This is a genomic window from Micromonospora sp. NPDC049282, from assembly GCF_043197045.1.
Taxonomy (GTDB): Bacteria; Actinomycetota; Actinomycetes; order Mycobacteriales; family Micromonosporaceae; genus Micromonospora.
In genome coordinates this window covers 356,828-380,273 of sequence record NZ_JBICSL010000004.1, presented here as the reverse complement: position 1 = coordinate 380,273, position 23,446 = coordinate 356,828, and the positions used below count along the sequence as shown (strand labels likewise).

Sequence of the window (23,446 nt, the reverse complement as noted above, 5' to 3'; positions counted from 1 at the left end):
ATGGCAGCCGACTCCACCACCCGTACCCTCATCTCCCCGGCCCAACTGCGGCGCGGTCGCGGCCGGGTCCTCTACTGGGCCGTGCTCGCCGTCGTCGTGGCGGCGTTCACCCTGGTCTTCCTCGGCCCGCTCTACTGGATGGTCACCGGCGCGCTGAAGTCGGGCCAGGAGATCGCCCAGACGCCGCCGTCGCTGTTCCCCCGGGATCCCCAGCCGCAGAACTACGTCGACGCCTGGACAAACCTCGCCTTGGCGAAGCTGCTGTTCAACACGTTCTACTACGCCATGGGGGCGGTGCTGTTCCAGTTGGTGTTCGACACCGCTGCCGCGTACGCGCTGTCGAAGCTGCGCCCGGTGCTCGGCAAGCTGATCCTCGGCATGATGCTGGCGACGTTGATGATCCCGGCGATGGTGCTGATCGTCCCGCAGTACGTGACCGTGCTCGACCTGCCGATCGTGCACGTCAACCTGCTCGACTCGCCGTTCGCGATCTGGCTGCCGCTGGTCGCCAACGCGTTCAACATCTTCCTGCTCAAGCGGTTCTTCGACTCGATCCCGGAGGACCTGATGGCCGCCGCCGTGATGGACGGCGCGTCGCCGCTGCGCACGCTCTGGTCGATCGTCCTGCCGATGTCCCGGCCGATCCTCGGCGTGGTCGCGATCTTCGCGGTGACGGCGGTCTGGAAGGACTTCCTCTGGCCGAAGCTGGTCATGCCGTCGCCGGAGACGCGGACCGTCAGCGTCGGCATCTACACCTTCGCCGGCGGCACCCCGATGAACGTGGTGATCGCCGCCTCGGTCATCGCCGCGATCCCGACCGTCGTGCTGTTCCTGATCTTCCAACGGAACATCATGTCCGGCCTGACCTCCGGCGGCCTCAAGGGCTGACCGGGCGGCGCCGGCCCCGGCCCGTCGCAGCCCGCCGCATCAGAACCGACCCCGCAGAAAGCAGGTGCCCGTGTCCATCGTCGACAGCAGCCCGTGGTGGCGCTCAGCGGTGATCTACCAGGTCTACCCGCGCAGCTTCGCCGACGGCAACGGCGACGGGATCGGCGACGTCGCCGGCATCCGGTCCCGCCTGGACCACCTGGCCGCGCTCGGCGTCGACGCGATCTGGTACAGCCCCTGGTATCCGTCGCCGATGGCCGACGCCGGCTACGACGTGTCCGACTACCGCGACATCGACCCGGTCTTCGGCACGCTCGCCGAGGTCGAAGCGCTGATCACCGAGGCGCACGCGCGGGGCATCCGGACCATCGTCGACGTGGTGCCCAACCACTGCTCGGACGCGCACCCGTGGTTCCGGGCGGCGCTGGCCGGCGGGCCGGACGCGCCCGAGCGGGAGCTGTTCTGGTTCCGCGCCGGCCGGGGCCCCGACGGTGACCTGCCGCCGACCGACTGGACCGGCGAGTTCGGCGGCCCGACCTGGACCCGCACCACCGACCCGGACGGCACGCCCGGCGACTGGTACCTGCACCTGTTCGCCCCGCAGCAGCCCGACTTCAACTGGGACCACCCCCGGGTGCGCGCCGAGTTCTCCGACGTCCTGCGGTTCTGGTTCGACCGGGGCGTGGACGGCATCCGGATCGACTCGGCCGGCCTGCTGGTCAAGGACGGCACGCTGCCCGAGGTCCACCCGGACCGGCCGCACCCGTTCCGCGACCAGGACGGGGTGCACGACGTCTACCGGGCCTGGCGGCGGATCGCCGACGAGTACCCGGGGCAGCGGGCGCTGGTCGGCGAGGTGTGGCTGCCCGACCGGCAGCGGTTCGCCAACTACCTGCGCCCGGACGAGCTGCACACCGCGTTCAACTTCGACTTCCTCGGCTGCGCCTGGGACGCCACCGCGTTGCGGGAGAGCATCGACGGCACGCTTGCCGCGCACGCCCCGGTCGGCGCGCCGGCCACCTGGGTGCTGTCCAACCACGACGTGACCCGGCACGTCACCCGCTACGGCCGGGCGGACACCACGTTCAGCTTCGCCGCCAAGCGCGAGGGCATCCCCACCGACCTGGAGCTGGGTACCCGCCGAGCCCGGGCGGCCGCGCTGCTCTGCCTGGCGCTGCCCGGCGCCGCCTACGTCTACCAGGGCGAGGAGCTGGGGCTCTGGGAGGTCGAGGACATTCCGTACGAGCTGCGGCAGGACCCGATGTGGGAACGCTCCGGGCGGGTCGACCCCGGTCGCGACGGGTGCCGGGTGCCGCTGCCCTGGCAGGGCGACGACCCGCCGTTCGGGTTCAGCCCGGAGGGCGCGTCCGCCGCGCCGTGGTTGCCGCAGCCGGCGGACTGGAAGGACCGCACGGTCCGCGCCCAGACCGGGGACCCGCACTCGATGTTGGAGCTCTACCGGGCGGCGCTGGCGCTGCGCCGGGCCGAGCCCGCGCTCGGTGACGGCCCGTTGACCTGGCTGCCCGCACCCGACCGGGTGCTCGCGTTCGCCCGCGCACCCGGCTTCACCTGCCTGGTCAACCTCGGCGGCGAGACCGTGCCGCTGCCCGCCCACGATCGGCTGCTGCTGGCCAGCGGGCCGCTCGACGACGACCGGCTGCCCCCGGACACCGCGGTCTGGCTGCGTACCCGATCGATCTGAACCGCGACGGCGCCGGTGGCACCGTCCCGCCGCCGGTGCCACCGCGAACCGAACGGCGGAAGCCCGCCGACGCGCGACATCGGGCGGCCCGTCCCGGCCGCCACCGGAGGAACACCCGGGGAGGAAGGAGACCGGAGTACCGCCGCAACGGGGGACCTGGCCACCGACGAAAGGGAGCACACCCCGCATGGCCGAGCACCGCACCGCGCACCGCCACCGCAGCACCGGGCTGGCGGCCCTGGCCGCCGCCGCGCTCGCCGCCTCGACACTGACCGTCGTGGCGTTGACCTCCACCGCCACCCCGGCCCACGCCGCCGGGTTGTCCCCGTTCGACATCGCCGGCCGCGGCGCCACCGTCCCTTTCCGGGAGCAGGAGGCGGAGCAGGCCGCGCACAGCGGCACGAAGATCGGCCCGGACCGGCGCTACGGCACGCTGCCGTCGGAGGCGTCCGGCCGGGAGGCGGTCACCCTCGACGCGGTCGGGGAGTACGTCGAGTTCACGCTCGCCGCCCCGGCGAACGCGGTCACCTTCCGCTACAGCCTGCCGGACAGCGCCGCCGGCACCGGCCGGGACGCCAGCATCGACCTGCGCGCGAACGGCACGCTGGTCAAGGCCGTCCCGGTCACCTCCCGGTACGGCTGGTACTACGGCGGCTACCCGTTCAACAACAACCCGGGCGACACCAACCCGCACCACTTCTACGACGAGACCCGGACGATGTTCGGCACCACCTACCCGGCCGGCACCAAGATCCGCCTCCAGGTCTCCTCGACCGCGCAGTCGCCCACCTTCACCATCGACCTGGCCGACTTCGAGCTGGTCGGCGCGCCCATCAGCAAGCCGTCCGGGGCGCTGGACGTGGTCACCGACTTCGGCGCGGACCCGACCGGCGCCACCGACTCCACCGCGAAGTTCCAGGCCGCCGTGGACGCCGGCAAGGCGCAGGGCAGGGCGGTCTGGATCCCGTCCGGCACGTTCACGCTCTGGGACCACGTGGTGGTCGACGGCGTGACGCTCCGCGGCGCCGGGCCGTGGTACTCGGTGCTCGGCGGCCGGCACCCCACCGACCGCAAGCGCGCCGCCGGCATCTACGGCAGGTACGTGCCGGGCGGGGGCTACTCCGGTGAGATCCGGTCGCACGAGGCCGGCGGGCCCAGCCGCAACGTCACGCTGCGGGACTTCGCCATCATCGGCGACATCCGTGAGCGGGTCGACGAGGACCAGGTCAACGCGCTCGGCGGCGCGATGACCGACTCGGTGGTGGACAACCTGTGGTTGCAGCACACCAAGGTCGGCGCCTGGATGGACGGGCCGATGGACAACTTCACCATCCGCAACAGCCGCATCCTCGACCAGACCGCCGACGGGGTGAACTTCCACTGGGGCGTCACCAACTCCACGGTGACCAACACGTTCGTCCGCAACACCGGCGACGACGCGCTGGCCATGTGGGCGCAGAGCGTGCCGAACGTCGGCAACTCCTTCACCCACAACACCATCGGCGTGACGATCCTGGCGAACCACCTGGTCACCTACGGCGGGCGCAACATCACCATTACCGACAACGTGACCGCCGACTCGGTGACCAACGGTGGCGGCATCCACGTGGCCAACCGCTATCCCGGGGTCAACGGGTCGACGGCCGTCGCGGGCACCATCACGGTGGCCCGCAACACGCTCATCCGCAACGGCAACTCCGACTACAACTGGCAGTTCGGAGTCGGCGCGATCTGGTTCTCGGCGCTCAACGAGCCGATCCAGGGCGCGGCGATCAACGTCACCGACACCGACATCCTGGACAGCTCCTACGCGGCGCTGCACTGGATCGAGGGGCAGACCAGCGGCATCTCGTTCAGCAACGTCCGCATCGACGGCGCGGGCACGTACGCGCTCCAGGTGCAGGCGCCGAGCCAGGTCAGCTTCACGAACGTGCGGGCCACCAACATCGCCCAGGCCAACCCGATGCACAACTGCGTGGGCAGCGGCTTCCAGATCACCCAGGGCAGCGGGAACTCCGGCTGGTACACGGCCACCCCGTACTGCGGGCCGTGGCCGCAGCCGCAGTGGGGCAACGGCCCGTCCAGCCCGCCGCCCACCAGCACGCCCCCGACCACGCCGCCGCCGACCACCCCGCCGCCGGCCGGCGGCAACCTGGCCCTCGGTCGGCCGGCGACCGCGACAAGCGTCAACCAGACGTACGCGGCCGGCAACGCGGTCGACGGCAACGCGGCCAGCTACTGGGAGAGCGCCAACAACGCGTTCCCGCAGTCGCTGACGGTCGACCTCGGCGCGTCCCGCACCGTCGACCGGGTGGTGCTGAAGCTCCCGGCCGGCTGGGAACGCCGCACCGAGACGCTTGCCGTGCTCGGCTCCACCGACGGCTCGTCGTTCACCACGCTCGCCGCGTCGGCGGGCCGGGTGTTCGACCCGGGTTCCGGCAACAGCGTGTCGATCGCGCTGCCGTCCGGCGCCCGCCGGTACGTGCGGGTCACCGTGAGCGGCAACACCGGCTGGCCGGCGGCCCAGCTCAGCGAGCTGGAGGTGTACGGCGACGGCACCACCACCCCGCCGCCCACCACCACCCCGCCGACCACGCCACCGCCGACCACCGCGCCGCCGACCGGCAACCTGGCCGCCGGCCGGCCGGTCGCGGAGACCAGCCACGCCGACGTGTACGGCGCCGGCAACACCGTCGACGGCAACGCGAACACCTACTGGGAGAGCGCCAACAACGCGTTCCCGCAGTCGGTCACCGTCGACCTGGGCAGCGCCCGCCCGGTGGCGCGGGTGGTGCTCAAGCTGCCGCCGTCGGCGGCCTGGCAGACCCGCACCCAGACCGTGGCCGTGCTCGGCTCCACCGACGGCGCGTCGTTCACCACGCTCAAGGCGGCGGCCGGCTACCCGTTCGACCCGGCAAGCGGCAACACCGTCTCGATCGCGCTGCCCTCCGGTGACCGCCGCTTCGTGCGGCTGACGTTCACCGGCAACACCGGCTGGCCGGCCGGTCAACTCTCAGAGTTCGAGGTCTACGCCTCCTGACCCGGCGCGGCGGGGACCCGCCCCCGGTCCCCGCCGCACCACCACCCCCGTCAACGCCTCTCCACCTCCCCCGGAAGAAGGTGTCCGTCCACCATGTCCAGACTCCGTACCAGAATGGTCGCGGTGCTCGCCGCGGTCGGCCTGGCCGTCACCGCGGCGCCCGCCCCACCGGCCCTGGCCGCCGGCGGTCCGAACCTCGCCGCCGGCCGACCCGCCACCGCCAGCAGCGTCAACGGCCCCTACGTCACCGCCAACCTCACCGACGGCAGCCAGGGCAGCTACTGGGAGAGCAGCGGCGCGCTGCCCCAGTGGGCCCAGGTCGACCTCGGCGCCAGCCGCGCCGTCGATCAGGTGGTGCTCAAGCTCCCGGCCGCCTGGGAGGCGCGCAACCAGACGCTGTCCGTGCAGGCCAGCGCCGACGGCAGCGGCTTCACCACGGTCGTCGCCTCCGCCGCCCGGTCGTTCAGCCCGGCCGCCGGCAACGCGGTGACGCTCGGCTTCAGCGCCACCGACGCCCGCTACCTGCGCGTCACGATCACCGCGAACACCGGCTGGACCGCCGCCCAGCTCGCCGAGCTGGAGGTCTACGGCGCCGCCGGCTCGTCGACCAACCTGGCGCTCGGCAAGACCATGACCGAGAGCGGCCACTCCGACGTGTACGGGGCCGGCAACGCCAACGACGGCAACGCGGGCACCTACTGGGAGAGCCCGAACAACGCGTTCCCGCAGTGGATCCAGGTCGACCTGGGCGCCGCCACCAGCGTCAACCGGCTGGTGCTGCGGCTGCCCACCGGCTGGGGCGCGCGCAACCAGACGCTGACCGTGCAGGGCAGCACCAACGGCTCCACGTTCGGCACGCTCGTCGCGTCCGCGTCGTACGCGTTCGACCCGGCCGGCGGCAACACGGTGACCGTCACCGTGCCCACCGCGTCCACCCGCTACCTGCGGCTGCTGTTCACCGCGAACAGCGCCTGGCCCGCCGGGCAGCTCGCCGAGCTGGAGATCTACGGTCCGACCACCGGGGACACCCAGGCGCCCAGCGCGCCGGGGAACCTGGCGTTCACCGAGCCGGCCACCGGCCAGGTGCGGCTGACCTGGACCGCGTCCACCGACAACGTCGGCGTCACCGGCTACCAGGTGTACGCCAACGGTTCGCTGCGCACCACCGTCGGCGGGTCCACGCTCACGTACACCGACAGCCAGCCGGACAGCGCCACCGTCTCCTACCAGGTGCGGGCCCGCGACGCGGCCGGCAACGTGTCGGCCAACAGCAACACCGTCACCCGCACCGGGAGCGGCACCGGCGCCACCAACCTGGCGGTCGGCAAGCCGGCCACCGCCTCCTCCGTGGTGCACGTGTTCAACGCCGCCAACGCGGTCGACAACGACGTCACCACCTACTGGGAGGGCGCGCCCGGCGCGTACCCGAGCACGCTGACCGTCGCGCTGGGCGCGAACGCCAGCATCAGCGCGGTCGTGGTGAAGCTCAACCCGGACCCGGCGTGGGGCGCGCGTACCCAGACGTTCCAGGTGCTCGGGCGGGAGCAGTCCGGGTCCGGGTTCACCAGCCTGGTCGGCTCCGCGACGTACTCCTTCAACTCGAACACCGGCAACACGGTGACCGTGCCGGTCTCCGCGACCGCCGCGGACGTGCGGCTCCAGTTCACCGCGAACTCCGGCTCGTCCAACGGGCAGGTCGCCGAACTCCAGGTGATCGGCGTGCCGGCGCCCAACCCGGACCTCACCGTCACCGCCCTGACCGCCTCGCCCACCGCGCCGGTGGAGACCGACACGATCACGCTGTCCGCCACCGTGCGCAACGCCGGCACCGCGGCGTCCGCCGCCACGGACGTCAACCTCTACCTGGGTACGACGAAGGTCGGCACCGCCTCCGTCGGCGCGCTCGCGGCCGGCGCGTCGAGCACCGTCTCGGCGAACATCGGCGCGCGCAACGCCGGCAGCTACCAGCTCACCGCGACTGTCGACGAGTCGAACACGGTGATCGAGCAGAACGAGGCGAACAACAGCTACACCAACCCGACCGCGTTGACGGTCAGCCCGGTGGCCAGCTCCGACCTGGTGGCCTCCGCGGTGACCTGGTCGCCGGGCACGCCTGCGGCCGGCGCCACGGTCAGCTTCGCGGTGACGCTGCGCAACCAGGGCACGATCGCCTCGGCGAGCGGCGCGCACGGCATCACGCTCACCGTGCTCAACGACTCCGGTTCCGTCGTCCGCACGCTCACCGGCTCGTACTCCGGCACGATCGCCGCCGGGGCCACCGCCGGCCCGGTGTCGCTCGGCACCTGGACCGCCGTCAACGGCCGCTACACGGTGAGGGTGGTGCTCGCCGACGACGCCAACGAGCTGCCGGTGAAGCGGCAGAACAACACGAGCGACCGGCCGTTGTTCGTCGGTCGCGGGGCGAACCTGGGCTACGACATGTACGAGGCGGAGGACGGCTCGGTCGGCGGCGGCGCGCAGGTGATCGGACCGAACCGCACCATCGGCGATCTGGCCGGTGAGGCGTCCGGCCGGCGCGCGGTCACCCTCAACACCACCGGCGCGTACGTCGAGTGGACCACCAAGTCGGCCGCGAACGCGCTGGTCACCCGCTTCTCCATCCCGGACGCGCCGGGCGGCGGCGGGATCGACTCGACGCTGAACGTCTACGTCAACGGGGTGCTGCACAAGCCGATCAGCCTCACCTCCAAGCACATCTGGCTCTACGGCGCCGAGGCCGGCCCGAGCGACTCACCCAGCGCGGGCGCGCCCCGGCACCTCTACGACGAGGCGAACGTGCTGCTCAACTCCACCGTCCCGGCGGGCAGCCGGATCCGGCTCCAGAAGGACCCGGCCAACGCCACCACGTACGCGATCGACTTCGTCAACACCGAGCTGGTGTCGCCGCGGGCCAACCCGGACCCGACCCGCTACAAGGTGCCGACCGGCTTCAGCCACTCCGACGTGCAGAACGCGCTGGACGCGGTGCGGATGGACACCACCGGCACGCTCGTCGGCGTCTACCTGCCCGCCGGCACCTACGAAACCGCGCAGAAGCTCCAGGTGTACGGCAAGGCGGTGAAGGTCGTCGGCGCCGGCATGTGGTACACCCGCTTCCAGACGCCGACGAACCAGCAGAACACCGACGCCGGGTTCCGGGTGGAGTCCTCGGCCAGCGGGTCGACCTTCGCCCACCTGGCGTTCTTCGGCAACTACACCAACCGGATCGACGGTCCGGGCAAGGTGTGGGGCGAGCTGAAGGACGTGGACAACCTGACGCTGGACAGCGTCTGGGTGGAGCACACGGTCTGCGCGTACTGGGGAGTGAGCGTGGACGCGCTGACCATCCGGGACAGCCGGTTCCGCAACACCTTCGCCGACGCGGTGAACATGACAAACGGCAGCACCAACGCCCTGGTCACCAATTCCGAGGGCCGCTCCAACGGTGACGACGCGTTCGCGTTGTTCTCCGCCACCGACCAGGGCGGCTCCGGCGGCAACCACGGCAACGTGTTCGAGAACCTGACCGCCACGCTGACCTGGCGCGCCGCCGGCATCGCCGTGTACGGCGGCTACGACAACGTCTTCCGCAACCTCTACATCGCCGACCAGTTGACGTACTCGGGCATCACCATCAGCTCGCTGGACTTCGGCTACCCGTTCGTCGGGTTCGGCGCCAGCCCGCCCACCCGGTTCGAGAACATCTCGCTGATCCGCTCCGGCGGGCACTTCTGGGGCGCGCAGACGTTCCCGGCGATGTGGCTGTTCTCCGCGTCCAAGGAGTTCCGCGGCATCCGGGTCAGCGACGTGGACATCGTCGATCCGACGTACTCGGGGATCATGTTCCAGACCAAGTACACCGGCAGCCAGCCGGAGAACCCGATCACCGACACGGTCCTGACGAACGTCTCGATCTCCGGGGCGCGGCGTAGCGGCGATGCGTTCGACGCGAAGTCCGGCTTCGGTGTGTGGGTCAACGAGATGCCCGAGGCGGGGCAGGGCCCGGCCGTCGGCTCGGCCACCTTCACCAACCTCCGCCTGACCGACAACTACCAGGACATCAAGAACACCACCAGCACGTTCACCATCACCCGCAACTAACGTAAGGCGGGGCCCCTTCTTAACGCCTCCGGTAGAGAAGGGGCCCCTTCTCACACGCCCAGCGGGGACGCACTCGAGCGTCACCGGGGCCGGTCGACGTGGTGACGCCCCGCTCACGGCGGTCCGGGTGTACTCCACGGATGCGCCTGCGTACCCGGCTCGTTCCGTCCCGGACCACCGGGACCACCCGCGCCCTGCTCGCCGCGATCCTCAGCGCGGTCGTGGTCGGTGCCGCCCTGACCTCCGGCTCGCCCGCCGAGGCGGCCATCACGACCCATGTCTTCACCGCCACCAACGACAGTTACGTCAACGCCGCCGCGCCCACCACGAACTACGACACGTCGTCACGGTTGGCGGTGGCCGCGGGGCCGACCCGGATCTCGTACGTGAGTTTCGCGGTCACCGGCCTGACCGCACCCGTGGTGAATGCCCGGTTGGAGATGCACACCAGCAGCGCGAGCTTCGCGGGTAGCCTCACGGGTGGCACGATCGAGCGCACCGGCGCGAACTGGGTCGAGACGACGTTGACCTACGCCAACCGCCCGTCCCCGATCGGCTCGCCGTTGTCCCGGTTCGGCATCGTCAAGCCCGATCGCTGGTACCAGGCCGACGTGACCGCCGCGGTGACCGGCAACATGGTGGTCAGCTTCGCCATCTCCTCCACCGACCCGGACGGCGCCTACTACGACGCCCGGGAGAGCGCCGAGAACTGGCCTCGACTCGCCGTCGACACCGGCGTGCCCCCCAGACCGGACAACATCCTGCTGGCCGCCGGGGACATCGCGAGCTGCACCACCGACCGGGACGAGGAGACCGCGCGGATCCTGGACAGCCAGCCGGGCACCGTGGCCACGATCGGCGACTCCGTCTACGAGTCCGGCACCACCGCCGAGTTCGCCAACTGCTACCAGCCGACCTGGGGGCGACACAAGGCCCGCACCCGTCCCGCCGTCGGCAACCACGAGTACCTCACCGCCAACGCCGCCCCCTACTTCGCCTACTTCGGGGCGGCGGCGGGCCCGGCCGGACTCGGCTACTACTCGTACGACCTGCCCGGCTCCTCCGACTGGCACATCGTCGTGCTGAACTCCAACTGCGCCAAGGTGGGTGGCTGCCAGGCGGGCTCGGCCCAGGAGCGGTGGCTGCGTGCCGACCTCGCGGCCCACCCCACCCGCTGCACCCTGGCCTACTGGCACCACCCCCTGTTCAGCTCCGGCGAACGGCAGGCGCCCAACGTGTTACCGCTGTTTCAGGCGCTCTACGACGCCGGTGCCGAGATCGTGCTTAACGGGCACGCCCACCAGTACGAACGGTTCGCCCCCCAGTCCCCGGACCGGACCGCCGACCCCGCCCGGGGCATCCGCGAGTTCGTGGTGGGCACCGGCGGTCGTTCCCTCCAGTCGGGCTTCGGCACCGTGGTGCCCAACAGCGAGGTACGCAACGGCACCACCTACGGCGTCCTGAGACTCACTGCCTACGAGGGCGGATACGACTGGCGCTTCCTGCCGGTGACCGGGCAGACCTTCACCGACGGCGGCAGCGGCACCTGCCACTGAACCCGGCTGCCTGAAGGGCGCGGCGCCCGCTCGGGCGCGAGCACGGCGGGGTGGCCCGGCCCGAACCGGGCCACCCCGGAGAATCACTCGGGGATGACGAACTGGGCGGCGCTGGTGGTGTCGTAGTTGACGCCGTTCTTCTCGGCGTGGTGGGTGCAGGTGACCGCGACCGTCCGGGACTGGGCGGGGACGCCACTGACCGGGACGGTCGGCGACCAGAAGGTCACGTCGACGAGCGCCCCGTTGTTCTCCGAGTCGTAGTCGTTGGTGGAGTAGCTGAGCACGGTGGCCGAGCACCGGACGTTGATGTAGTTGGCGTCCACCCGGTCGTTGCTCCAGGTGGCGAGCCGCGAGTAGCCACGGACCTTGATGCCGCCGACGCGGAACGGCCAGGCTCCCTCATGGCCGACGCTCTCCAACTGGATGACACCCTGGAGGTTGTACGCCGGCGTTGACGGAGGTGGCGTGCCGGGGTCGCCGGTCCCACCACCGCCGCCATCCCCGCCCCCGCCGTCACAATTGAGAGAACAGTCGGGTTCCGAGGCGTGCGCCGGCATTGCCACCGCGCCGGTGGCCGTGAGGCAGGCCAGCAGGGCGATTCCGACGGTTGCAAAGCGTCTGAGCACGTCATCTCCTGTCGGTGGACGCCCGAGAAAATCAACCCCCGTGGCGCGTGATCGGAGACGTAGGCTATCGCCGCCTTTTTCGAAAAAGCAATAGATACTGATCGGTACGGCTGCGTCAGAAATCCGCTGAATAATGTTGTCGGCCGTTGTTGAGTCGACCGGGACCGCTGAGCCTTTTCCAAGCTGATCATGCAGGTCAAGGCAGTTGCGGCGGGCCCGGTGATCGATGGGTGCGAGGCTCCAGGTAGGACAGCTGTCGACCAAGACTCGAAGCCCCAACCGGGAGCCTCGCCATGCTGTCCTACCCCGCCACGATTCCGTTGTCCAGCCGCACCCTGAACCACCTCGCCGACCGCATCCGCGGCCACCGCAAGCAGCGCCGATCACGATGGCGCCGCCTCGCACCCGGCCGGCAGGCACTGCTGGCTCTGGCCCATCTCCGCAACGGCGACACCTACACCCGACTCGCGGCCGGCTTCGAGATCGGCGTCGCCACCGCCTGGCGCTACGTCCAGGAAGCAATAGCCCTGCTCAGCTCGGCAGCCGACGACCTGGCCACCGCTATGCGACGCATCCGGCTACTGGCATACGCGATACTCGACGGCACACTGATGCCAATCGACCGGGTCGCCGAGCAGAAGCCCTACTACAGCGGCAAACACAAACGCCACGGCGTGAACGTGCAGGTCATCGCCGATGCCGCCGGCCGCCTCGTGTGGGTATCACCGGCACTGCCGGGGTCGGCACACGACCTGAGCGCCGCCCGCCATCACGGCATCATCGATGCCCTGACCAGCGCGGAGGTGATGACCTTCGCCGACAAGGGCTACCAAGGCGCCCACGGTAGCGTCCGCACGCCGTTCAAGCGGCGCCGCTTCCGGCCGAAACTGTCACGCAGGCAGAAGGCCGTGAACCGCGCCCACGCGAAGATCCGCGCCCGCGGTGAACGAGCGATCGCCACGCTCAAGACCTGGAAGATCCTGGCCAAGCTGCGATCCTGCCCACGCCGAGCCACCGCGATCGTCCAAGCCATCCTCGTCCTGCACCACGTCGAAGCGAACCGCTACGCAGGATGAAAATGGCTCACTCTTTTAAGGAGCGATTTTTGGTCTCATGGTGTCAGTTGAATCAGCGTGCGGCAGCCTGACGGCAATTGTCCGGGCTGACGGGATAATTCGGGAGTGCGCGGGAGACCCGCCCTATCCTGCGGCGTACCTCGCGATGCGGCACTGGGGCGCCGATGCGATCCCGAGCTGACACGCCGCCGGAAGGTTGATCACTATGACCTGGTTCTGGATCGCCTGTGGCACATCACTGCCGCTCGTCGCCACGTCAGCCGTCGTCCTTCTGAGGCGCCGACGTCGGATGGTCGATGCCGAGCCGGGGCGGGACGCGGTTGCGGCACGGGCGCGGCGGGCAATGGCCGAGATGGACAACCGGCGTCGGCGTTTCGGCAGAGGCGCGATCCGCGGTGGCGGCGGCGGTGGTGACAGGGGAACAATGTGCGACGCCGCGTACGGCTCGGACACCTCCGCCGGAGCCTAGCGAGGGAGCGGACCCCATGCGTGTACCGTTCGCTATGACAACCTGCCGCAGCGTGTTCGAGCAGGCTCCTCCTGTCGTATCGGAGCGCCGCTGATGCCTCGCCGTCCGGTCCCCGCCGATCCGTCGATCGGTGACCGCATCCGCGCCCGCCGCGAGCTGCGCGGGTGGAGCATCCGGTACGCGGCCAGCCGCGCCGGCATCTCGCACACATCCTGGTCGCGGATCGAGCGCGGTCAACAGCGCACCGACCGGTACATGATCGTGGACTTGGCCGCCGCGCTTGAGTGTTCGGTGGTCGACCTGACCGGGCAGGCGTACACCCCGGCGGATCGGCAGCTCGACGCCGCCCGCATCGACGCCGAACGGGTCTGGCGGGCCATGATGGACTCGCCCATGGACGCGCGATCCGGTGTGGCTGCCACGGTCGAGCAGGTGCACCGTGAGGCGACTCTGGTGCGGGACCTGTACGGGCGGTGTGACTACGCGGGCGCGCTGCGGCGGCTCGTCGATCTGGTGCCGGCGATGCACGGCCTGACCGATCGCCGGGCCGCCTTGGCGGAGATGGTGCCGGTGTACGGCGTCGCGATGGGCTCGCTCCTGAACGTAAGCTACCCGGCCCATGCCTGGCTGGCGGCGGAGCGCTGCGCCGAGGCGGCCGGGCTGCTCGACGCCCCTGTCGCTGTCGGCGTGGCGGCGGCCAACCGGGCGCGGGTGTCCGCCCACTCGGGGGCGTACCGGCCGGCGCGGGCGTGGTGCGACGCGGCGGCGGCCGACCTCGCGGGCAGCGCGGCGCAGGGAGCGTTGGACGTGCTGGGGTTTCTGCACCTGGCGCGGGCGCTGCACCTCGCCGGCCTTCGTGACCTTGTCGGCGCGGAGGAGCATCTCGCCGAGGCGGCGTTGATCGCCGCGCACACCGGGGAGACGGAGAGTTGGGATCTCGCCTGGGGGCCGCGGAACGTGGCGCTGTGGCGGATGGCGTTCCTGCTCGACACGGGGCGGCCGGAGGCGGCCATGGCGGCGGCGGCCGGAGTGGACCTGACCGGCCTGCCGGCAGTGCGGCAGGTGTACTTCTGGCTCGACATGGGACGCGCCGCCGAGGCGGTCGGCCGGGACCGCGAGGCGGTGCGGATGCTGCTCGCGGCCGAGCGTATCGGCCCACAGCACGCCCGCTCGTCGGTCGCGGCCCGCGAAACGGCGCGGTCGATGCTGCGGAGGGGATCGGTGTCACCGGAACTGCGGGGCCTCTGTGAACGAATGAGCCTCACGACGCAGTAGTGGTGCGTAGGCGTTCCAGTCGATCCGCACACATTCCGTAGCGTCCCGATCACAGGGATGCGGTGATCCGATCGCGTCTCTTTTCGGCGCGACGGTGGCGAGCCCATCGCCGTGCCTTCGTCGAAGGGACCATCGATGGGCAACCGGCGTGACCAGGGAGACAACCGAGGCGAGCAGGCGGAGGCCGCTGAGCAGGAGGCGGCGCGGCAGCGGATCATCGCGCAGGCCGAGGCGGACCGAACACCTGTCGAGGACACCACCCGCGCGGTGCCGGACCGGCGGTGGCGTCGTGACCGGTGAGCGGGTGCCGATCGGTCGACGCGTCGCCTACCTGCGGGTGCGCCGCAAGCTGTCGCAGCAGACGTTCGCCGACCGGCTGGGCAAGTCGAAGAGCTGGGTGGACAAGGTGGAGCGCGGCGTCCGGTCCCTCGAGCGGGTGTCGACGATCCGGGAGGTCGCGGCGGTGCTGCGGGTCGATGCCGCGACGCTGCTCGGCGACGATGCCCGGCCCGCCGAGGTGGCCGAGCGCGACGAGGGCGTGGCGCGCATCCGGGCGGCCCTGTCCACGTACGGGATGACGGCCGGCCGGGACGCACCGCCGGACCGGTGGGGTCGGGCCGTGGCGCACGCCTGGGACACCTACCGGCACGCCCGCTATCCGCAGCTCATGGAGCAGCTTCCGGCGTTGCTGACCGACGTCCAACGCGGGCAGGCGCGGGATCCACAGGCGGGCCGGGCGGTGGTGGTGGACGCGTACCGGGTCGCGGCGGCGCTGCTGACCAAGCTGGACGAGGCGAGTCTCGCCTGGCTGGCCGCCGACCGGGCGATGGCGGCAGCGGCGGGGGACCGGGTCCTGTCGGCCTGCGCGGCGGTGCAGCTCGGGCCGGTGCTGCGGGCGTCGGCGCGGGCCCGGTCGGTGCTGTTGGCCGCCGCGTACCGGGTCGCGCCGAGCGACAGCGATTCGGGTACGCCGGAAGAATTGTCGCTGTGCGGGACGCTGCTGGCGCAGGCGGCGTTGACGGCGGCGCGGACCGGCGACGGGCGTGCCGCCGGTGAGCTGTTGGACGAGGCGGCGGAGATGGCCGTCCGGGTGGGCGACGGGCACGACCATTGTCGGACCGCGTTCGGGCCGGCGGCGGTGGACGTGGCGCGGGCGGTCGCCGCCGTGGAACGGGGCGACGGTGCGGAGGCGGTGGCCCGGCACGAGGCGGCGATCGCGGGGGACGGGTGGCGGTGGCTGCCGCTGGAGCATCGCGCCGCGCATCTGGTGGACGCCGCGCGGGCGTACCTCATGGTGGGTGAAGCCGAGCGCGCGGCGAACGCCCTGGCCCGGGCGAAACACCTCGCGCCCGCCGAGGTCCGCCACCGCCCCACCGCGCGCGCCCTGACCGCCCAGATCTCGACCGAAGCGCCGATCTTGGAGTTGTGGCACCTCCGATAAGGAGCGAAACCGGCATACTGTGGCACCACAAGCCCAAGATCGACGAAGGCGGGCCACGCAACGACTGGTCACGCGGTATTCGTGAGTTCAAACTCCGCTGTTGTCACGACTTCGGAGGGTGAAACTCATCGGTCGGTCGTGACTTGTCGCACTGGGCCTGCGCCTCCGCCATCCGCAGGATTGACGTCAACCGATCAGCCGGTGGAGGCAACCGACATGGACGAACGGTACGACTCGTACTGCGCGGTCGATCCGCTCTTCTACGACTCGCTGGCCGGCACCACGACCGAGGCCGGCGGCTACCTCACCGGCCCGGTGCCGGAGGGCTGGGAATGCGAGGTCAAGGACGACTGGATGATCCACGGACCGGTCGGCGGATCGCTCCCCGCGCAGGGCTGGAAGATCCACGTGTCGGCCCGGCTGGACAACGCGGAGCGCGTCCTTCACCGGGTGGCCGAATACTGCCGGCCCCGCGGCATCCCGTTCAAGCACCTGCGCGGCCCGCGCCTGCTGCTCATGCGCAACAGCAAGTACGCCCGGCGCGGCGCCAGCGGGAAGTTCGTCACCGTCTACCCGCGCGACGACGCCGAGCTGGAGCTGACGGCCAAGGAGCTCGCCGGCCTCCTCGACGGCGAGCAGGGGCCGTACATCCTCAGCGACCTGCGCTACGGCGACGGCCCGGTCTACCTGCGCTACGGCGGTTTCGCCGCCCGCTACTGCGTCTCCGCCGACGGGCAGACCGTGCCGGCGATCGAGAACCCGGACGGCGTCCTGGTGCCCGACCGGCGGGACCCGGTGTTCCACGTGCCGGAGTGGGTGCCCCTGCCCGACTTCCTCGCCCCGCACCTGGCCGCCCGGAACGCGGCGACGACGACCGACCTGCCGTACCGGATCGAGAAGGTGATCCACTTCTCCAACGGCGGCGGCCTGTACGAGGCCCGCGACACCCGCACCGACCAGCGGGTGGTGCTCAAGGAGGCGCGCCCGCACGCCGGGCTGGACGCCACCGGCGCCGACGCGGTGAGCCGGCTGCGCCGTGAGGCGGCGACGCTCCGGCGTCTGGCCGACGTGCCGCACCTGGTGCGGGTGCACGACGAGTTCAGCTTCGGCGGGCACGAGTTCCTGGCCCTGGCGTTCGTCGAGGGCCGCCCGCTCAACCAGGTGGTGGTGGAGCGGTACCCGCTGGTCAACGCCGACGCCGACCGGGCCGACTACACCCGCTGGGCGCTCGACGTGCACCGCCAGGTGGCCGAGGCGGTCGCCGCCATCCACGCGCACGGCGTCGTCTACGGCGACCTGCACATGTTCAACGTCATGGTCGGCGACGACGGCGCGGTGACCCTGATCGACTTCGAGGTCGCCGCCGACGTCGCCGAGGCGACCCGGCCCGCGCTGCGCAACCAGGCGTTCGCCGCGCCGCGCGACCGCACCGGCGTCGACGTCGACCGGTACGCGCTGGCCTGCCTGCGCCTCGCCCTGTTCCTGCCGCTGACCGCGATGCTGCGGCTCGCGCCCGCCAAGGCGGCGCACCTGGCCGACGTGGTCGCCGAGAACTTCCCGGTGCCGCGCGAGCTGCTGGACGAGGCGGTCCAGGTGATCGTGGGCGAGCGGCCGGCGGACCTCACGCGTGCCGTCACGATCGACCCGGACGACTGGCCCGGCCTGCGCGACCGGCTCGCCGAGGCGATCACCGCGAGCGCCACCCCGGAACGCGACGACCGGCTCTTCCCCGGCGACATCCGCCAGTTCGCCGGCGCCGACGGCGGGCTCAACCTCGCGTACGGCGTGGCCGGGGTGCTCTGGGCGTTGAACGCCAGCGGCGCCGGCACCGACCCCGCGCACGAGCGGTGGCTGATCGACCGGGTACGCGAACCCGCCTCCGGCAGCCGCCTCGGCCTCTACGACGGACTGCACGGCATCGCGTACGTGCTGGAGCTGCTCGGCCACCGGGACGAGGCGCTGCGCCTGCTCGACCTCTGCCTCGACCAGCCCTGGACCGAGCTGCGCGACGACCTGACCGGTGGGCTGTCCGGGATCGCGCTGAACCTGGCCCACTTCGCCGCGCTCACCGGCGAGCGGCGGTACGCCGACGCCGCCCGACGGGCCGTCGACGTGGTGGTCGGCCGGCTCGGCGACGTCGAATCGGTCGCCGAGGTCAGCGGCGGGCAGCATCCGTACGCGGGGCTGGCCCGTGGCGGGGCCGGCGTGGCGCTGATGCTGCTGCGGATGTACGAGCGGTCCGGCGAGGCCGACCTGCTCGACCACGCGCGCACCGCGCTCCGTCAGGACCTGCGCCGCTGCGTCCGCCGCGACGGCGGGCACCTGGAGGTCAACGAGGGCTGGCGGACCATGCCCTACCTGGCCGAGGGGAGCGTCGGCATCGGGCTGGTGCTCGACCGGTACCTGCGCCACCGGCCCGACGACGAGCTGCGCGACGAGGCCACCGCGATCCGTCGCTGCGCCGACTCCCCGTTCTACGCGCAGTCCGGCCTCTTCGCCGGACGCGCCGGGATCGTCGCGTACCTCGCCGAGCGCGGCGACCGGGACGCGGCCCGGCAGCAGGCCCGGTTGCTCGGCTGGCACGCCCTGCCGTACCGGGACCGGACCGCCTTCCCCGGCGACCAGCTCCTGCGGCTCTCCATGGACCTGGCCACCGGCACCGCCGGAGTGCTCGCCGCGCTCGCCGCGACCCGGCCGGACGACCCGCTCCACCTGCCGTTCCTGACTCCGCTGCCCGACGCGACGCGCGTCGCGGGCACGGACCGGGCGGCCACCGACCCCCCGGCTTCCCCGGGGCGACCCCGCACCGACGTGACCGGAAGGAGGTGAATCGACATGGCCCTGCTCGACCTCCAGGGGATGGAGCTGCCGGCCGCCGAGCGTACCGGCGGTGGCAGCCGCGCCAGCCTGCTGCTCTGCGGCGACAGCTCGCTGAGCGTCACCACCTGCAACTGATCCGTCCGACGACCGACGTCAACGTCACCCGAGAGAAGTGAGGAAACGACATGGCCCTGCTCGACCTCCAGGGAATGGAACTGCCGGCCGCCGAGCGTACCGGCGGTGGCAGCCGCGCCAGCCTGCTGCTCTGCGGCGACAGCTCGCTGAGCGTCACCACCTGCAACTGACCATCAGTCGCTTGGCCCCGGACCGGCGTGAGCCGGCCCGGGGCCCGCGCCCGTGGGAGGACCGATGACCCCCGCCGACCGGCTGGCGCTTCGCGCCGTGGCCTTCGCCGGATGGTGGACACCGACGTTGGCGGTGCTCGCCGTGGTCGAGGCCGCGGCCGAGCTGGCGCTGCCCGCCGTCCTGGGCCGCGCGGTGGACGCCGTGGTCGGTGCGGCGCCGCAGTCGTCGTCCGGCCGGTGGATCGTCGTGGTCGCCGTGCTGGTGCTGGTGCTGATCGGCACGCGGGCCGCACAGGACTACGGCGGTGGCGTGGCCGGGGCCCGTTCGGTGGCCGCGCTGCGGCACGCCCTGGTCCGGCACCTGTTCACGCTCGATCCGCGCACGGTGGCCCGCCGACCGGTGGGTGATCTGGTCGGCCGGCTGGTCGGGCAGGTCGCCGACGCCGGGCAGGCCGCTCCGGCGGTGGTCCTGGCCGGCAGCGTGCTGCTGCCACCGCTGGGCAGCCTGGTCGCGCTCACCCTGATCGACCCGTGGCTCGGCCTGACCTTCGTGGTGGGGCTGTTGCTGCTGGCCCTGCTGCTGCGGCGCTTCGTCAGCGAGGCGTCCGACGCGGTCGCCGGCTACCAGCGGGCGCAGGGGGACCTGGCCGGAAGGCTCGTCGAGGCGCTGGCCGGCGCCCGGACCATCGCCGCCGCCGGCACCGCCGAGCGGGAGGTCGACCGGGTGCTCACCCCGCTGCCGGAGTTGCACCGCCACGGCGTACGCACCTGGCGGGTGCTCGCCGGGGCGTCCGCCCGGGGCGCGCTGCTGAACCCGCTGCTGCAACTGGCGGTCGTGGCGGTCGGCGGAGTGGCGCTGTCGGCCGGGCGGCTGACCCCCGGCGAGCTGCTCGCCGCCCTGCAGTACGCGGCGATCGGCGCCGGGCTGGGTGCCGCGATCGCCGCCGTCAACACCGCCGTACGGGTCCGCGCCGGCTGCGCCCGGGCCGCCGAGATCCTCGACGAACCGGCCCGTCGGCACGGCGCCCGGGACCTGCCGCCCGGGTCGGGTCGGCTGGACCTGTGCGGGGTGCACGTGCGTGGTGACGACGGCCGGCCGCTGCTCGACCGGGTCGACCTGCGGGTGCCGGGCGGGACGCTGCTCGCCGTGGTCGGCCCGTCCGGCGCCGGCAAGTCCCTGCTCGCGGCCGTGGCCGGCCGGCTGCGTGACCCGGACGCCGGCGAGGTACGCCTGGACGGCGTGCCACTCGGGGAGTTGTCGCCGGCGGCGCTCGGCCGGGCGGTCGGCTACGGCTTCGAGCGGCCGGTGCTGGTGGGGGAGACCGTCGGCGCGGCCGTCGGCTGCGGCGCCGACCCGGTGCCGTTGGCCCGCGCGGCGCAGGTCCACGACGTGGTGCGGCTGCTGCCCGAGCGCTACCGCACCCCGCTGGCCGGGCTGGCTCTCTCCGGTGGTGAGCGGCAGCGCCTCGGCCTGGCTCGCGCGCTGCGGGCCGAGCGGCTGCTGATCCTCGACGACGCGACGTCCAGCCTGGACACGGTCACCGAGCACCGGGTGGTGGACGCGCTCACCGGCCCGCACGACCGGCGTACCCGGGTGGTGGTGAGCCATCGCGTCGGCACCGCGGCCCGCGCCGACCTGGTGGCCTGGGTGGACGGCGGCCGGGTGCGGGCGGTGGCCCCGCACGAGGCGCTCTGGGCCGATCCGGCCTACCGGGCGGTGTTCCGGTCGTGACCACGGTGGGCGCGGCGATCCGGGCGGCGCTGTCGGCGCGGCGTGGCCCGCTGCTGTGCCTGGCCGGCTGGTCGTTGGCCGAGGCGCTGCCGGCGGCGTTGACCGGCCTGCTGACCGCTCGGGCCGTGGACGAGGGGTTCCTGGCCGGCCGGCCCGGCGTCGGGCTCCTCTGGCTGGGTCTGCTGGCGGTCGCGGTGCTGGTCGGCGCGTTCGGCACCCGACAGGCGTACGGGCTGCTGGGTGCGGTGGTGGAGCCGTTCCGTGACGACCTGCTGCGGCGGGTGGTGGCGGGGGCGCTGGCCGGTGCGACCGACGGTCGGGTCGACGACGCGGCGGTGACCCGGCTGACCCACCAGGTGGAGATGGTCCGGGACACCTGGGCCGGCCTGCTGATGGTGGTCCGCGGCTTCGTGTTCGCCGCCGGCGCCGCCGTGATCGGCCTCTGTTCCCTGGCCGCTCCGGTCGCGCTGCTGGTCGCCGGGCCGGTGCTGGCCGGCCTTCTGCTCTTCGCGGCCGCCCTGCCGGCGATGGTGGCCCGCCAGCGCGAGTACGTCCTGGCCGGTGAGCGACTCGGCCGGGACGCGATCGTGGCGGTGGCCGGGCACCGTGACGTGACGGTCAGCGGGGCCGGGGACCGGGTCGTCGGCTGGCTCGGCGGTCACGTCGACGCGCAGGCCCGGGTGGAGCGACGCCTGGCCGTCATGGCCGCCGCGCGCAGCCTGAGCCTGGCCGTCGGCGGCTGGCTCCCGGTGCCCCTGCTGCTGCTGGCCGGCCCGTGGCTGCTGCGGCAGGGTCTCGGGCCGGGTGCGCTGCTCGGGGCGCTGGTCTACGTCGTCCGTGGCATCCAGCCGGCGCTGCACACGCTGTTCCAGGGGGTGGCCGCCGGCGGTCTCCGGTTCGTGGTCACCCTCGACCGGCTGCTGCGCACGTGCGTGCCTCCGCAGCGGTCGGGGGGAGCGGCGAGCCCGTCGTCGCGCGATCCGGGCACGCCCGCGTTGTCGCTGCGGGCGGTGACCTTCCGGTACGGGCCGCACGCCGAGCCGGTGCTGGACGGCTTCGACCTGACCGTGCCGGCCGGCGACCACCTGGCGATCGTCGGCGCGAGCGGAATCGGCAAGTCCACTCTCGCCGGGTTGATGGCCGGGGTGCTGCATCCGGAGTCCGGCTCGGTCCACGTGGCGGGGACGTCGACCGCCGGTGCCGGCACGGCCGAGCTGGCGGCCCACCGGGTGCTCATTCCGCAGGAGGCGTACGTGTTCACCGGCACGGTCCGGGACAACCTGCGCTACCTGCGGCCCGGCCTCGACGACGCGGCCGTGCTCCGGGCGGCGGACCGGTTGGGGCTGGCCGACCTGGTGGCCCGGCTCGGCGGCCTCGACGCGACCCTGCGGACGGCCGGCCTCTCCGCCGGCGAGCGCCAGCAGCTGGCACTGCTCCGCGCCTGGCTGTCGCCGGCGCCGCTGGTCGTCCTCGACGAGGCGACCTGCCACCTGGACCCCGCCACCGAGGCGCGCCTGGAAGCGGCCTTCGCCGCCCGACCCGGCACCCTCGTGGTGATCGCGCACCGGATCAGCTCGGCGGCACGTGCCCGCCGAGTGCTGCTGCTCGACGGCGGGCACGCCCACCTGGACAGCCACCGGGGGCTGCTGGCCGTCTCGGCGGCCTACCGGGAACTGGTGGGCTACTGGGCGGGCGAGGGCTCAGATCCAGCAGGACTCCCGGGCGATCCGCACGGCTTCCAGGCGGGTCCGCGCCCCGGTCTTCGCCATGACATGGGACAGGTGGTTGCGGACCGTTCCCGGTGACACGCCCAGCTTCTGGGCGATCTCCCGCACCGGCATGCCGTCGGCCGCCACGTCGAGCACCTCCCGCTCGCGTGGGGTCAGCGGATTGTCGGCGACGTCGAGCGCGGCGACGACCAGGTCCGGGTCGAGCACCGGCTGACCGTCGGCGACCTCCCGGACTCCGTCCGCGATCCGCTCCGGCGGCACGTCGCGGTCGAGGAAGCCGATCCACCCGTGATGCTCGGCGAGCACCGCCCGCACCCGTCCGGCCCGACGCCGGTCCACCAGCACCAGCACCCGGCCGCCGTGATTGCCGTCCGCCACGGCGGCGAGCGGTGCCAACCGTTCGACCGGTACGACGTCGACGTCGACGACGGCGACGTCCGGGCGTTCGTCCAGGAGCGCGGCGTGGACGGCGTCGGCGGTGTCCGCCTCAGCGACGACATCGATGTCGCCCTGTGCGCAGAGCAGGTGGGCGAGCGCCCCCCGGACCAGCCGTCCCTCGAGCGCGAGCAGTGTGCGGACCATGTCGACTCCCAGCCACGACCCCCGCCTTCCTGACACGTAATGTGAACGGTCGATAACCAACCGTCAGGAATCCTATTTGCATCACTGTCCCGGCGACACCCGT

Annotated in this window: 16 protein-coding genes; 14 read left to right on the top strand and 2 right to left on the bottom strand. The window is 72.4% G+C overall.

Annotation, left to right across the window (positions count from 1 at the left end):
- The 5 genes from ACGFI2_RS10980 (at position 1) to ACGFI2_RS10960 (ending at position 11,287) form a co-directional block, all read left to right on the top strand.
- Positions 1-888: a carbohydrate ABC transporter permease gene (locus ACGFI2_RS10980; RefSeq protein ID WP_393514106.1), complete on the top strand. Its 888-nt coding sequence runs from the start codon at positions 1-3 to the stop codon at positions 886-888.
- Between the two features lie 76 nt (positions 889-964).
- Positions 965-2,590: a glycoside hydrolase family 13 protein gene (locus ACGFI2_RS10975; RefSeq protein ID WP_393514160.1), complete on the top strand. Its 1,626-nt coding sequence runs from the start codon at positions 965-967 to the stop codon at positions 2,588-2,590.
- A gap of 187 nt (positions 2,591-2,777) precedes the next feature.
- Positions 2,778-5,630, top strand: a complete 2,853-nt coding sequence (locus ACGFI2_RS10970) for a discoidin domain-containing protein (protein ID WP_393514103.1) — start codon at positions 2,778-2,780, stop codon at positions 5,628-5,630.
- A gap of 93 nt (positions 5,631-5,723) precedes the next feature.
- Positions 5,724-9,731, top strand: a complete 4,008-nt coding sequence (locus ACGFI2_RS10965) for a discoidin domain-containing protein (RefSeq protein WP_393514100.1) — start codon at positions 5,724-5,726, stop codon at positions 9,729-9,731.
- A 140-nt stretch (positions 9,732-9,871) separates the two neighbouring features.
- Complete coding sequence (locus tag ACGFI2_RS10960; protein ID WP_393514097.1) at positions 9,872-11,287, top strand: DNRLRE domain-containing protein; 1,416 nt, start codon at positions 9,872-9,874, stop codon at positions 11,285-11,287.
- A gap of 83 nt (positions 11,288-11,370) precedes the next feature.
- Here ACGFI2_RS10960 and ACGFI2_RS10955 read toward each other — a convergent pair whose 3' ends face one another.
- Positions 11,371-11,706 carry a hypothetical protein gene (locus tag ACGFI2_RS10955; protein ID WP_393514094.1) on the bottom strand — a complete coding sequence of 112 codons (336 nt, stop codon included), beginning with the start codon at positions 11,704-11,706 and terminating at the stop codon, positions 11,371-11,373.
- Between the two features lie 500 nt (positions 11,707-12,206).
- Here ACGFI2_RS10955 and ACGFI2_RS10950 point away from each other — a divergent pair, with 500 nt between their 5' ends.
- The 9 genes from ACGFI2_RS10950 (at position 12,207) to ACGFI2_RS10910 (ending at position 22,836) form a co-directional block, all read left to right on the top strand.
- On the top strand, positions 12,207-12,989 hold the full coding sequence (locus ACGFI2_RS10950; RefSeq protein ID WP_393514091.1) for a transposase family protein: 783 nt from the start codon (positions 12,207-12,209) through the stop codon (positions 12,987-12,989).
- Between the two features lie 595 nt (positions 12,990-13,584).
- Entirely contained in the window at positions 13,585-14,733 is a 1,149-nt protein-coding gene (locus ACGFI2_RS10945) for a helix-turn-helix domain-containing protein (protein ID WP_393514157.1), read from the top strand.
- A gap of 135 nt (positions 14,734-14,868) precedes the next feature.
- Entirely contained in the window at positions 14,869-15,033 is a 165-nt protein-coding gene (locus ACGFI2_RS10940; RefSeq protein ID WP_393514088.1) for a hypothetical protein, read from the top strand.
- Positions 15,023-16,174: a helix-turn-helix domain-containing protein gene (locus ACGFI2_RS10935; protein WP_393514085.1), complete on the top strand. Its 1,152-nt coding sequence runs from the start codon at positions 15,023-15,025 to the stop codon at positions 16,172-16,174. Before ACGFI2_RS10940 ends, ACGFI2_RS10935 begins: the two co-directional genes overlap by 11 nt.
- Before the next feature lie 216 nt (positions 16,175-16,390).
- Positions 16,391-19,003 carry a class III lanthionine synthetase LanKC gene (gene lanKC / locus ACGFI2_RS10930; protein ID WP_393514082.1) on the top strand — a complete coding sequence of 871 codons (2,613 nt, stop codon included), beginning with the start codon at positions 16,391-16,393 and terminating at the stop codon, positions 19,001-19,003.
- Positions 19,004-19,009: 6 nt separating this feature from the next.
- Positions 19,010-19,129 (top strand): SapB/AmfS family lanthipeptide, encoded by a 120-nt coding sequence (locus ACGFI2_RS10925; RefSeq protein ID WP_088647629.1) that lies wholly within the window; start codon positions 19,010-19,012, stop codon positions 19,127-19,129.
- A 50-nt stretch (positions 19,130-19,179) separates the two neighbouring features.
- Complete coding sequence (locus ACGFI2_RS10920; protein WP_088647629.1) at positions 19,180-19,299, top strand: SapB/AmfS family lanthipeptide; 120 nt, start codon at positions 19,180-19,182, stop codon at positions 19,297-19,299.
- Between the two features lie 64 nt (positions 19,300-19,363).
- Positions 19,364-21,031 (top strand): ABC transporter ATP-binding protein, encoded by a 1,668-nt coding sequence (locus ACGFI2_RS10915; RefSeq protein ID WP_393514079.1) that lies wholly within the window; start codon positions 19,364-19,366, stop codon positions 21,029-21,031.
- A complete protein-coding gene (locus ACGFI2_RS10910; RefSeq protein WP_393514076.1) occupies positions 21,028-22,836 on the top strand; it encodes an ATP-binding cassette domain-containing protein in 1,809 nt (602 codons plus the stop codon). The genes ACGFI2_RS10915 and ACGFI2_RS10910 overlap by 4 nt, the downstream gene beginning before the upstream one ends.
- Here the strand turns inward: ACGFI2_RS10910 and ACGFI2_RS10905 are convergent.
- A complete protein-coding gene (locus ACGFI2_RS10905; protein ID WP_393514073.1) occupies positions 22,732-23,343 on the bottom strand; it encodes a LuxR C-terminal-related transcriptional regulator in 612 nt (203 codons plus the stop codon). The two genes, ACGFI2_RS10910 and ACGFI2_RS10905, sit on opposite strands and share 105 nt — an antisense overlap.
- Positions 23,344-23,446: the final 103 nt, after the last annotated feature.